Below are 12,439 nucleotides of genomic sequence, written 5' to 3'. Positions count from 1 at the left end.
CCATCCCCCCAATCTGTTCTATATATATATGATTATTTATAATCGACTTTCTGTCTATTTTAAAAGGACTCGTCGCCCCAAGGTAAACGTAAGCAGCAGCATTACTGCACCAACCCCAACCTGGAATCCGTAGATGGAAACCCAGTTCATCGCTTCCGAGAGACTTTCCATCTTCTCGTATAACCAGCCGCCAATCAGCGGACCAATAAACGACGTTACACCGGTCAGAGCCGAATACACCGCTATGAACATCGGCCTTTCACTTTTCGGTGTATCACCAATCGTAAAATTGAACGCAAGTTGGTTAAATCCGCCAACGCCGATCCCGAGAAAAATGTGGGACAGGAACAATGCAACTAATACCGGAGCAAAGGCCATCAACCCCCACGACAGGCAGGACAAGGCGATGACAGGAAGCGTCCAGAACAACAGCGTTTTGTTGCTGTATCTGGCATTCAGGTTGCCCCAAATATAGAACCCTCCCATCATCACCAGCGTTTGCACAACCGTGATCAGAGAGACCATCTGGTAGCTGACGTTCAGCAAATCGAGCATCACGTAGGAATAGAGCGGAACAATCAATGTCTGAATCAATAACCATGCCGCCAGAAAAAGGGTTGCCTTCAGGAAAACCCGATCCTGAAACGGTTTGATAAACATCCGTGAGAATGCCTTTTCGGTGGAACGCTCAAAGGGCAGATCCGGATAAAAGAAATAGATCACGGTATTGGCAATGGCACAGATCCATACGGGAATGAACAAAATCAGAAATCCGGTTTCTCCCGGATAACGATCCAGCAAAATACCGCCGCCAAATAAACAAACGCTTCCAAGTGCATTCAAAATTGTATTTCGTATCCCGAAATAACGTCCTCTTACCTTGGCAGGTACGATGTCCCCGATCAGGGATGTCCAGATCATACCGCCGATGGTGTTACATATGAAAGCGATTGTATACAAGCCAATATAAACACTGACCCACCACTCTTTGGGGAAAATGAACGGGATCAATCCTGTTGCGCTCCATAAGATCCGGTGAGCTCCGACGAACAACAAAAGCGCACGCTTACGGCTGCGAATGCGTTGCATCCAGTATGCTGCGCCGATCTGCGCGATGTTTACAAACGTGGTAATCGCGAGCACAAAGCCGATATGCCTCGACCCGGCCCCAAGGTAAAGCAAAAACCCGGTTAGAAATGGGCCACCCAGCAACGTTTGCAAAATAATCGCTGGTACACCCTCCCATGTTGCAATTGATAAATTCGTGCGTTGTGTCGAACCCTTGCGCCGTGGCTTGCTTATGAACGAAGAGGGGTTCATCTTAACCATCTTCTGTATGGGGATACACTCCTTAGACCGGGTAAAGCTTTGCCGGCCGATGCTAGTTGTCACCCCAAATTCTACTCACGGCACAGAGGTTGTCAACTCATTTTTTCACGTTGAGCGGAAGCCACAGATGGAAGGTGCTCCCCTCGCCCACAGCACTCTCGAGTTTAATCGATCCTCCCAGCAATCTTGCCAGATCTCTGCTGATCGAAAGACCAAGTCCAGTTCCTCCAAATTTTCGGCTGATTGAACCGTCTGCCTGCTGAAAAGCTTCAAATATAGAATGATGCTTATCCTTCGGAATGCCGATCCCCGTATCATGTACAGAAAAAACGATCCAATGGCTCACATTGCCTGCCTGTTTGGTCTGTTTGGCGCTAACATTCAGGATAACCTTCCCTTTTGAGGTGAATTTGATGGCATTGGACATTAGATTCCGCAAAATCTGCTGCACACGCTGCGGATCAGACCAGAGTGTATCTGGCAGTCCTTTTTGTTTCTCCAGCACCAGCTCAATTCCTTTTTTGTCAGCAATGAGCCCAAAATGATTCACGGCATCTTCGATCAACTGACTCAGACTGATGTCTTCAAGCACAATATCCAGCCGTCCAGCTTCAACTTTGGACAGATCAAGAATGTCGTTGATTAGCCTGAGGAGTTCTTGTCCGGATTGATCAATCATGCCTGCAAAACGTACGATCTCATCCTGATCCATCGTATCGGCATTCTCGCCAATCATCTGGGCAAAGTTAATTACACTGTTGAGCGGTGTACGCAACTCATGAGACATATTCGCCAAGAACTCGGACTTGTACTGTGAGGCAATCGTCAATTGTTTGGCTCGTTCCTCCAGTACAATCTGAGCTTTCTGCAACTCTTCCTTCTGCACGGATAAGAGTCGATTCGTGCTCTGGATTAAGAGAATCCGATTTTGTTCATTCTGAAAATCCCGTAAGATGAATGCAAATATAAGACTAAGTACGATTCCGGTAGGGAGCGTATAAGGCATAATGTGAGAGAAGAAATATGCGGTAGGAATGACACCTACTAAGGCGATGTTCACACTGTTGACAACATTAACAATCACTGTAACGATGATGCCTTTGACGATCAGCCTGTAGTTGCTGCGCCGCATCCAAATATTGAGGCCTGCACAGAGCAATCCAAGAATAGACATATTAATAACCGCGGCGACGGTTGCGTCGGTAATACCGAACGTCAGTCTGGACAGGCCGATTCCCACACCTATAATGATGACACTATAGGGTTGCCTGTACGACAGAACCGCAACAATTAGAGGTACATAACGAAGATCAAACACAACTTCATCATTCAACTGAAATCCAAACACCGTACTGATCCAGCCTGCCAAAATAAGCACTAGCACAGAACAGACCTGTTTCACTCGGGAAGAGGTGCGTATAACGATATATTTATAGAAAACACTTGCAAGATAAGCAATCGTAATAAGCATCCCCATATTAAGTACGAACATTTTCGAAAATTGCATGAACTCACTCCTGTTGTTCGACATGGTAACCCAAGTGCTTATTTTGTTCGTATTTTTACATCATATCATGCTAGGCCCAGCTAGGCATAAGAACATCCTCAAAAATAAGCAAAAAAACACACAAAATGAAGATTCAATTTGTGTGTAAGACATAGTACAATATATTGTTGTTTCTTTTTTTATATTTATCGCTATGATCATGTTGGCTTGAAACATGATGAAAGGAGAACTTATAACTGTGCAATGGTTCAAAGACAAATCCTACTGGCTGTCACTCAGTCTGATGTTATCCCTGGCTGTCATGGGACTTTTTTATGATATTCTGAACAGTCCGACGCGGGGATATGTTATCCTTAACTCCCCAATTGACCGGATGCTTCCTTTTCTACCTGTGATGTCAATTCCCTATCTGGGATGGTACCCTTTTGTATTCGGCGTGCTGACCTATCTATGTGCCAAGGATCGACTTATGTATTATCGGGTCTTGTTATCTATGAACATCTGTGTCTGGATCTGTTACCTGATCTACTTCAATTTCCAAACCATGGTTCCGCGGCCGGAATTAACTGGATCTGGTCTGGGCTCAGCGGTCATCGGATGGCTCTACAGCCAGGATCGTCCATATAACTGTTTTCCCAGTATTCACGCTCTGCACTCTTATCTGGTGATGCGTGCCGTTCTAGCGGTTTCAACCATCCGTAAATCTGTGAAGGTAGCGGTAGCATTCGGCGCAACCCTGATTATTATATCTACACTGCTGATCAAACAACATGTCATTTATGACGCACTGAGCGCAATCATACTTGGTGAATGTATCTTCACGATCATTACCGGGTTAGCCCTTTATCGACGTCGCAGAAAAGAGTCCAAATGGACTGAGGGGATCAGCTAACCCCCTCTTCAGGCTTTTTACCCAACTGCTTCTGCCGTCGCCATTCGTCAATGAACAAACCTGCATAATAGGGGTCCCACTGGGTCCCCTTTCCTTCTTCCAGAATCATAAGCGCTTTCTCATCGCTCATGCCATTCCGGTAAGGCCTGTCTGACGTCATGGCATCAAAGGCATCCGCTACCGCAATAATACGTCCAAACAGCGGGATCTCATCGCCTGCCATGCCATCAGGATAACCTTTGCCGTCATACCTCTCATGGTGGGATCGAACCCCAGGTAGGAAGTCTGCCATGGCATCCACGGGTTCAATCTGAAGTAGAATACTCTCTCCTAATACAGGATGCGTGCGTATGATTGCAAATTCTTCATCACTGAGCTTACCGTCTTTGAGTAACACCTCGTCAGGTATACCAATTTTCCCGATATCATGGAGCAGCGCAGATTTGTATAATAAATCAGCCTGTTCATCATTCATGCCACTGAGCCTGCCAATCAGAATAGAATACTCCGCAACACGCATAGAATGTCCCGCTGTATATTTATCCCGGGCATCCAGTGCAGCCGCAAGCAGAGAGAAGTAACTTTGCAGCAGTTGCCGATTGCGCTCCTGTCTCATTTCCAGCCGACTAATCATCATATTGAACCCCGAGATTAATTGCGAAAATTCATCTGAATACAAATCCGGCGTCCTTCTGCCGAACTCGCCGCCCTGAATCCGGTTCATCTCTTGCGTCAGTTCTGCCACCGGATCACGAACATCCCGAATTAACAGCCAACTGCCCACCATGGAGAATCCTGCACCCAAAATAACGATAATTACACCCCAGAGTGTATATTCTTTCGCAAAATGTGGGTCTATATACTGGAGCCTGATATAGGTAGCCAGAAAAAATAAACTTAACGGAAATAAACCGATAAGTGCAGTACTGGTCTGAAACTTCCGCTGTATTGAGATCAGGATGCGTCCACCAAGCGAAGGCTCCATACCGTACAACATCTTGCCTCTACGGCGGACTTCGAGTAGCAGTGGCCTCACCGCCCTCACCGTAAGATAATATTCAACCAGGGCATGCATGATCGCAATTAAGAATGCACACACCGCCGCAACGATGACATATCCATACGGGATTTCAAGCCAGCCTGTGGAGATCATCCACAATGTAAGTCCGGCCGCAGGTAGGGAGAAACCCAGCATATGTGGTCCAATAATGCGATATATGGTCTGTCCCGGAAAGCGGTGAATCCGTTCATACATCCGATTAAGTTCAGCTATTTCATGATGCTCGGCAGCGAAGAATTGCCCTATTGGACCCAATTGAGCCCACAGTGTAATCAACTCCGCAACCAGCATAAACAGAATCGATATGAGTACAATGAAAATCAATCGAACATATTGAATATTGGGAACCTGCAAGGTTGATATCATGACCACGGAACCCACAACAAATACAGCCGATAATGAACCAATTAGATAATTGCGTAGCAGACGGAAGATAAATGTACGATATACTTCCAATCCAATCCCTCGCTCTCTATGTCTAACCCGTTCTGCCCTGATAAAAAGGGGAGAATAAGGATGTTTTCTCCTATATATTTATCGGTTATTCCCACTAAAAAAATTAATAAGATCATGCGAATAATGCTGCAATGTCCTGCTTGGCTCTCTTCGGGGATTGCAGCACAAAAACAGCCGCTCTCCAGGGAGCGGCTGTTTTATGTTGCTTTTGTTTTCGTTACTTATATTCCTTGAAGCTCCTTTGATGATTTGGCGTTTAGCTCGTTTTCATCTTAGCCGCCAAAATCATCGTGCCGCGTGGCTGATCCCCCAAGGCATCCGGTTCAAGCGTGATTGCTACGGTGTCATAATCGTTTGCGGAATCCAGCGTGTAATAAACTGCTCCCGTACCGTCGTGACTTAGGAATGTCCCCGCATTCTTAGGAGTATCCCCCTTGATCAGCCATACTTGGAATGCCTGATTGCCTTCCAGAACAGGCAGTTTCTCTGCCTGTACCACGAGGTGTGTGCCTTTGCTATCGATCACAATGGTCGCTAGACCTTGTGCAACAATATCTTGCGTTGCCGGGCTCAGCTTGACGGCCTCGCCTGTTTGCATGCCCTGCGCCGGTGCAAGCGCTGAGGCGAGTTGCTCTTGCAGCTGCGCATTCTGCGCTTGCGCCTGAGCCAGCTGCTCCTGCGCAGCCGACGTACCATCGACTTGCTGTGTCAGCGAGTCGATGCGGCTCTGCAGCTGCGCCGTGTACACGCCGAGCACCAGCGCTGCTGCCGCGAGGCCCGCACTGGCTGCGCGCCAAGCGCGGCCACCGCGCGCACGCGCGCGCTCTTGTGGCTGCCCCAGCGTTGCCTGGGCAGCCTCTTTGGCCCGGGCCGCTGGCGATGCCGCTGGCGGCAGGCCAAGCCCGGGCTGCGCCGCACGCTCATGCTGCGGCGCAAGATCTTCCTGAAGCACCGCGGCTGCGGGTGCTTCAGGCTGCTGCGCAGGAGCAGCCGGCGCCGTGCCGGTGCTCTCCTGCGCCTGGCCGAGCACGTTGCCCAGCACACGTGCTCGCATGCCTGACGGCGGTGCCACAGGGTCCGCCGCAAGTGGCAGGAAGCCAGTCACTTCCTGCAATTCCCTTACCTCCTGACGACACGCTTCGCAATTTGACATATGTGCTTCGAATGCCGCCACTTCCTCTGCTTCCAGTCCGCCCAGCACATACATCGGTGCCAGATCAGACCACTCTTCATGTCGTTCTATCATGGATGTATGCCCTCCCTTCCCGCGTCCGGATGCAATTCAGCATCAGCGAGCAGCTTCTGGAGCTGCCGCATGGCAAGCCTGACACGGCTCTTCACAGTACCCAGCGGAATCCCGAATCGGCTGGATACCTCTTGTTGCGTTAGACCTGCATAATATATCGATTCAATCACTTGTTTCTGGTCCTCATTCAATTGGGTCAACGCCTCCTTAATGCGTTTGCCTTCCCATTTGCGCTGGACCTCTTCTTCTGTATTTGTATATTCGTCAGCGTACGCCGCCAGTGTCTCATGCTCAACTGAAGTCGCCGCTGCTCCTTTCGATCTCCGCCTCAGCATGTCCACCGCGATGTTGCGCGTAATTGCAAACATCCACGTGGTCAGCTTCCCCTGTGAGGCATCAAATCGTTCAGCATTGTTCCAGATGCGCAGAAAAAGCTCCTGCATGGTCTCCTCTGCCGTCATCGGATCACCGACAATTCGGTAAGCAAAAGAATAAACGGCCCGTTCGTAACGGTCATATAGCAGTTCGAGTGCAGAAGCATCACGTTCTGCAATCTGCTGCATTAACCTGCTGTCCTCTATCGATTCAGTCATCCGAGGGCCCCTTTCTGTATCTTCCCTCATATTATAACCTACGCAGAAACGTTTGAAGAGGATTACCCTTACGAACATTTTTTTATTTATTTCTGCCGAACACTTATTCATTTCTTTCGAGCATTTTTCAAAAAAGTTGTTACCATCAGTCTTTCTGATCATTTTTCCAATATTTCTTCATCATTTTCATAAATATGCTTAACAAAATATAAGCCTTACTCACGATCATTCACTTAGCAGAACACTAAAGACACGATGCAGACTTAAGCCTGCACTTCGTTTTTGTCTTTTTTTAGAGTGTAGACTTGCTGTTAAAGAACGCAACACGCTTTTTTAAAATACTACTCGAATTGCCCTTTCAAGGACTAACCTTCCTTTTTATTGCAATAAATTACAGACTGTGGTATGATATAAAAGTTGTATTAACAACCTCATATGATTTTCCGTCTTCTATTTAACCCCGGAATATTTTCTTCATGCTGCGACCGCAGCGAATAAGCTCAACGAACCTATGGAGATTGACGAACCTGAATTACAATAACCCGGTAGACAGGGTTTACAAGATGTTCCCATTCACACTGGCGCGGTCATCGGAGCCGCAAGGACAAAAGAGAGGTAGGGCTTTTGTTGTTTTGGATATCACTTATTCTTGAGAAGATTGAAAACATACATCAAGCACCCGGAATTGGGTTCCGGGTGCTTTTCTATATCCAATTTTCTTTATCCCTCCCTGCTCCCAAATGAGCAAATTCCGCACCATACTCACCAAGTAATCTTCCCTACAACCTTCTCCTAAAATCTAACGATCTCCAGAAAGCTTATTTCGCCGATTATTGCACTTTACAAATTCTAACGATCACCAGAAACCTTATTTATCGATTTCACGCGATAATCACCTGTATTTTCAGAGAAAAATGAGTAATAGCGTCCGTACAGATCGTTAGAATGACCACACCTTTAAAATACATTAAATAAGGCTTCTCAGGATCGTTACACATGCGCATGTAAGCTGGCGTTGAAATTTCTTTTCTAATCCAAATATCGTAGACCATGATTTAGTTATGTGGGGCTCCAATGATAAATGTCTTTTCGGGTGTTATTTTGCAAGCCATTAGTGGGTTGAGAGAGCCCTCGTTTTCTAAACTAAACGCTCACCATCGCCCGAGTTATGTAAATCTATAGTGATAAATTTCATTTGACTTGCTATGTTGCAAACCTTTGTTACCGTTAGTTACTCTGACTCCTTGGCGGTTATTAATCGTTGGGTTATGTTTGTTGTTTCGCAGAATGTTCCCGTTATATCCAGATCCAGATGCAGTCATATAAACTAAATTAATCACTTGCCGAGTTTAACCCCATCCTGGTCGTCTCTTGACGTCACTTTCTTTTTAAATTGATACATCATCCCTCAGCCTTCAGCACGCTTCTATACGAGATAGTGTTCCTATAACATGTGTTCGTTTGTTTCAGTTCTTTAGTTCTTTTAATCCATGTGCCCCTCACCGTAATAAAGTACTCCTAAAAAAAGATAACCCCGACATTTTGCCGGAGTTAACCTATATACAATTTTCTGTTTTCTTCTTTCCAGAGAACGACTCTCTTCTGAGTAACGGATCTCTAATCGAATGAATCCAGTCAGGCTTTCCGATTGGCCCGATGTTGCAGTTCACGCTTGAACTGCGCCTCTCAGCAGAGGTTTTAAATAAACATCGTTTTGGAGATGATTACAAGCAGAATGAATAAAACAAGAATGGTTCCCATGGAGCTCCAGACGCCTCCACCACAGGCAGGTGCACAACCATGGTGGTACCCCTGCACGATCGGTGCTTGATTTGGCTGGTAGCCATAAGGCATTGTTCCGTAATTGTACATATCTTGACCTGGATATTGGTATCCGTACATATGTTCATCCCCTCCTTGTTGTCCGTATACTTGCCCCTGTCCGTTCGGTGAGTTCGGTTTAACTTCGCTCATCGTCATGCCTCCTTAACATTTGCCTACACCTTAAGCTATGTATTTGCCCTATACGGTGACCGGGCTATGGCCCCTATGATCTCAAAATGGGCGTTTTACCCCTGACCTTTATCTTTATATTTAAATTTTCTCATCATTCTTGATTCCACATCTTCTTAATCTTCTCTCTTCCCTTCCTCAACGTAGCTTGTCCACTCTCGTAAAACCCTGCCGGTTACCCGGCAGAGCACGACACATTATACCCAGAAAGACTTAGTGATGATTACGAGCAGAATGAACAACACCAGGATTGCTCCAGTGGATGTCCAGCCGCCGTATCCGATTCCTCCTACTTCACCCATCTTAAACCCTCCCCTACGTGCGAAGTTTACCTTAACCGTTTATTAGATCAGGAATGCTTTAGAGATGATCACCAGCAAGATAAAGAGAACCAGAATCGCGCCAGTCGATGTCCATGCACCGCCGTATCCACCAACTACTCCACTCATGTAAAACCCTCCTTTGATTTGAGGTACAGTTCACTATATGCATCAGACGTACAACCGACCGGGCGCAGATGTAAAATAGGCTAATTTCCAGTTCAGACTATATACTTCACCAAGTGGAATTGTATTGCTAAAACTTATAAATACATCCTTTATTGTATTTCACTTATCTTAATTACTACTTAGTGCTATAATTTATTAGATTTGCGGCCTTTATGTTCCTAATATCGGGATATTTTCTTTCCCTTTATTCAGAAGGGTTATCTGTTCAAATATCGATATGGAAAGGAGTTATGGAAGGGAGTATTTCTACTTGTCTTAAGCGATGTATTACGAGGTGCAGTAGTTTTTAGAATGAGCCATTCAATATCAATCATTACATGTCTGATTAGATGGAGTAAGTAACCTACAAATGACCAACCTTTATCTTGAAGAATAAAAAAGTACAAATTTTAGAGTTTGGCATTTCACCTGATGACTGGAGTAAAAAAACCCAACCGATGGGAAGCATATTAGGGGATTAGAAAAATGAAAACACGGGTTATGATTCTTGCTTTAACTGTATTGCTCAGCGCTTGCGGTAATTCGGAAACAACTAAAACAGCTGACAACCAAACTTCAGAAACAACGAATGCTGCTGAAACGGTCAAAGCTGAAGCTAAAGAAACAAAATATACTACATATAACGGAGAAGGATTTTCCTTTTCATATCCTGAGTCTTGGAAAAGTGTAGATACAAGTCAAATGCACGCAGCGGTGAAGGGTGCGTTCTCAGACCAATCAGGAACAAAGAAGTTTGCAGATAACATTAATCTAACTGTTGAAGCCAACACTTCAGGTTCCGTTAACCCGGAAGAACTTGCTAATAATACAGCAGACTATTATGTGCAGAATGGCGCATCGATTGGTATATCCGATTATAAGAAGACCAATTTTAGTATTAAGCCTTATAAAGACATAAATGCTGGTGTCCTTGAAGGAAGTTACACTAATTCCACGGGTACTAATGTCGTTCTAGTTCAGTATATGATTCCAACAAATACAGACCTGTATACCTTGACGCTAACTTATGGCAAAGATTCGTATCATTCAGATGAAGTCAGTGACATTATTAATTCCTTGGACATTACTTCCCCTGTGGCGCAAACAGCTGTAACTACATCTGCTGAAGATTCATCGTCCACAGCAACTGCTGCTGATTTCTTTAACGATCTTACATCATCCGTCTCATCTGAGACAGCCGTAATGGAGCAAGTATCTTATCATTTTCTCGCAAAACATACCGACCTGTTCCCTGCAGATACTGCTGAGCTTCGCAAAAAGGTAAACGGACTTGTTAAAGCCGATGTAACCACCCGACATCTCAATAAAAATGTAGCCAACTACTATGAAAATTTTGTCAAAATAAGCGGACAGGTTATTCAGGTGGAAGAAGACAATTCACTCGGATCACCTATTTCTATCTTGCTACTAGAGGACGATTATGCAAATTATATTACAGCCATATACCCTGCCTCGACCGGAGACTTGCTTGATGGGGATTATGCCACTGTTATCGGTGTACCTATCGCTAACTACTCCTTCGACAATGTTAGTGGCGGTTACACCAATTCTACTATAGTGGGTGCGTCTTTAATCATTGCTGAATAACTAAAACCCTGAATAGATACAAACAGGCCAGCTTAATTAAGTCTAAGCTGGCCTGTTTGTATTGCAATTTTTGATCACGTTAAAAGGAGAAACCGTTATGGAAGGAAAGAAATTCAGTTTGAGAGAAATGGTACAAATGACGAAGTTTAAACGAAACCGTATGAATTGATGCCTAAGTTTTTTGTAGCACACTTTGGTTATCAGTCTTGATATAGAGCAGAGCACCACGTATTTCGAGGCACTTGTCAGAAATTCAAAAACGGCAAGCCCCTAGTGGGACTTGCCGCGTAAAATAGGTTTTATGTCGTTTCTTAATTCGGCCTGTTGTGCAGCGAGATCAACTTATCCTGCACCGACTGCAGCTTCTGCACGCTGGAAGCATCCGGTTTGTCACGCCGATCATCGATTTTCACAGATGTGGAGACACGCTGGGCTCCTGACAGAAATGGAGCTTCATGCAAAGCCGCGATAGCGGTGAAAACTTCATTTAGCGGACCTTCAATAATGGTGCTCATCGAAGTCAGCTGGTATGTAATGCCACGCTGCCTCTCCAATATCTTTTGCATGTCCGCAACATAACTGCTCAGACTGGTTGTTCCTGTTCCAATCGGAATAACGGTTACTTCTGCAATTGCCACTTCGCTCTGCCTCCTCTGGGCACCGTTTGAACCGTTGCCGCTCAAGTTTTAGTCGAGTTTTGACTGATTTTATTTTACCAGTTTAAAGTGCTCCAATTCAAACTGACGTGATGACGTCATTCTGAATCTTTCAAATTTTTTTTCGCAGAATCTTCAAATCTTCCAGTCCTTTTCCTTTGCGGATTCCTGGCTTAGATGGTATACTCGGAATTACGTTTTATGGTTTCCACCCTGTTTACAAACACTATATGTTGGGGTACATTAGTAGGACAGTAACAAAATATAGTGAAACGTGATACCCCACTTCTTATATCCAGCATCTGGAATCTATCGAAAAACAAGATGAAATCACCTCCAAAGGCACGTCCCTGTAGGTGTAAATCGCTTTCTCGAAGACAGGGCTGGCACGGAGGTTAACGGGGCTGTTTGGACTGCGTCCGTTACCTTTATTCACAGGTATGAAATGATCAGACAAAAGCTTACATACAGCAACTTGTTCTGTTGAAGGCATGCATAGATAAGCCTGTCAAAAGCCAGAACATGAATGGGCATTTTCAGCCGTAAGGCAAGGGGAATGCTTTTTGTATGAGCAGGTTCTGTCCACTCCTT

The 12,439-nt window shown here is 45.3% G+C and carries 11 protein-coding genes; 2 read left to right on the top strand and 9 right to left on the bottom strand.

Annotation, left to right across the window (positions count from 1 at the left end; translation table 11 throughout):
- Window positions 1-54 precede the first annotated feature (54 nt).
- A complete protein-coding gene (locus AB4Z30_RS13330; RefSeq protein ID WP_441927033.1) occupies window positions 55-1,320 on the bottom strand; it encodes an MFS transporter in 1,266 nt (421 codons plus the stop codon).
- A 106-nt stretch (window positions 1,321-1,426) separates the two neighbouring features.
- Window positions 1,427-2,836, bottom strand: a complete 1,410-nt coding sequence (locus AB4Z30_RS13325; protein ID WP_441927031.1) for a sensor histidine kinase — start codon at window positions 2,834-2,836, stop codon at window positions 1,427-1,429.
- Between the two features lie 238 nt (window positions 2,837-3,074).
- Here AB4Z30_RS13325 and AB4Z30_RS13320 point away from each other — a divergent pair, with 238 nt between their 5' ends.
- On the top strand, window positions 3,075-3,728 hold the full coding sequence (locus AB4Z30_RS13320; protein WP_441927029.1) for a phosphatase PAP2 family protein: 654 nt from the start codon (window positions 3,075-3,077) through the stop codon (window positions 3,726-3,728).
- Here the strand turns inward: AB4Z30_RS13320 and AB4Z30_RS13315 are convergent.
- The 6 genes from AB4Z30_RS13315 to AB4Z30_RS13290 all read right to left on the bottom strand — a co-directional run bounded on the left by AB4Z30_RS13315 (window position 3,721) and on the right by AB4Z30_RS13290 (window position 9,545).
- Entirely contained in the window at window positions 3,721-5,244 is a 1,524-nt protein-coding gene (locus AB4Z30_RS13315; protein ID WP_441927027.1) for an HD domain-containing phosphohydrolase, read from the bottom strand. The two genes, AB4Z30_RS13320 and AB4Z30_RS13315, sit on opposite strands and share 8 nt — an antisense overlap.
- Before the next feature lie 256 nt (window positions 5,245-5,500).
- Window positions 5,501-6,490, bottom strand: a complete 990-nt coding sequence (locus AB4Z30_RS13310; RefSeq protein ID WP_441927025.1) for an anti-sigma factor domain-containing protein — start codon at window positions 6,488-6,490, stop codon at window positions 5,501-5,503.
- Complete coding sequence (locus tag AB4Z30_RS13305; protein WP_441927024.1) at window positions 6,487-7,083, bottom strand: RNA polymerase sigma factor; 597 nt, start codon at window positions 7,081-7,083, stop codon at window positions 6,487-6,489. Before AB4Z30_RS13305 ends, AB4Z30_RS13310 begins: the two co-directional genes overlap by 4 nt.
- Before the next feature lie 1,698 nt (window positions 7,084-8,781).
- Window positions 8,782-8,901 carry a sporulation protein YjcZ gene (locus tag AB4Z30_RS13300; protein ID WP_441927151.1) on the bottom strand — a complete coding sequence of 40 codons (120 nt, stop codon included), beginning with the start codon at window positions 8,899-8,901 and terminating at the stop codon, window positions 8,782-8,784.
- Between the two features lie 392 nt (window positions 8,902-9,293).
- Window positions 9,294-9,398 carry a YjcZ family sporulation protein gene (locus AB4Z30_RS13295; RefSeq protein WP_222128662.1) on the bottom strand — a complete coding sequence of 35 codons (105 nt, stop codon included), beginning with the start codon at window positions 9,396-9,398 and terminating at the stop codon, window positions 9,294-9,296.
- A 42-nt stretch (window positions 9,399-9,440) separates the two neighbouring features.
- Window positions 9,441-9,545: a hypothetical protein gene (locus AB4Z30_RS13290; protein ID WP_017690880.1), complete on the bottom strand. Its 105-nt coding sequence runs from the start codon at window positions 9,543-9,545 to the stop codon at window positions 9,441-9,443.
- Between the two features lie 525 nt (window positions 9,546-10,070).
- Between AB4Z30_RS13290 and AB4Z30_RS13285 the strand changes: the two genes are divergently transcribed.
- Window positions 10,071-11,192, top strand: coding sequence for a PsbP-related protein (locus AB4Z30_RS13285; protein ID WP_441927021.1), 1,122 nt, complete (start codon window positions 10,071-10,073; stop codon window positions 11,190-11,192).
- Window positions 11,193-11,503: 311 nt separating this feature from the next.
- On the opposite strand, the gene AB4Z30_RS13280 is transcribed toward AB4Z30_RS13285, so the two are convergent.
- Window positions 11,504-11,830, bottom strand: a complete 327-nt coding sequence (locus AB4Z30_RS13280; RefSeq protein ID WP_090918642.1) for an MTH1187 family thiamine-binding protein — start codon at window positions 11,828-11,830, stop codon at window positions 11,504-11,506.
- Window positions 11,831-12,439 lie beyond the last annotated feature (609 nt).

Source organism: Paenibacillus sp. 2TAF8 (assembly GCF_052114825.1).
GTDB lineage: Bacteria > Bacillota > Bacilli > Paenibacillales > Paenibacillaceae > Paenibacillus.
The sequence above is the reverse complement of the archived record's forward strand: the minus strand, read 5'-3'. Positions and strand labels throughout refer to the sequence as shown.

What these genes read in the sequence shown, in the direction of transcription:
- AB4Z30_RS13310 (WP_441927025.1), bottom strand. Translation starts at nt 6,490, where the DNA reads ATGATAGAACGACATGAAGAGTGGTCTGATCTGGCACCGATGTATGTG.
- AB4Z30_RS13295 (WP_222128662.1), bottom strand. Translation starts at nt 9,398, where the DNA reads ATGGGTGAAGTAGGAGGAATCGGATACGGCGGCTGGACATCCACTGGA.
- AB4Z30_RS13290 (WP_017690880.1), bottom strand. Translation starts at nt 9,545, where the DNA reads ATGAGTGGAGTAGTTGGTGGATACGGCGGTGCATGGACATCGACTGGC.
- AB4Z30_RS13285 (WP_441927021.1), top strand. Translation starts at nt 10,071, where the DNA reads ATGAAAACACGGGTTATGATTCTTGCTTTAACTGTATTGCTCAGCGCT.
- AB4Z30_RS13325 (WP_441927031.1), bottom strand. Translation starts at nt 2,836, where the DNA reads ATGCAATTTTCGAAAATGTTCGTACTTAATATGGGGATGCTTATTACG.
- AB4Z30_RS13330 (WP_441927033.1), bottom strand. Translation starts at nt 1,320, where the DNA reads ATGAACCCCTCTTCGTTCATAAGCAAGCCACGGCGCAAGGGTTCGACA.
- AB4Z30_RS13305 (WP_441927024.1), bottom strand. Translation starts at nt 7,083, where the DNA reads ATGACTGAATCGATAGAGGACAGCAGGTTAATGCAGCAGATTGCAGAA.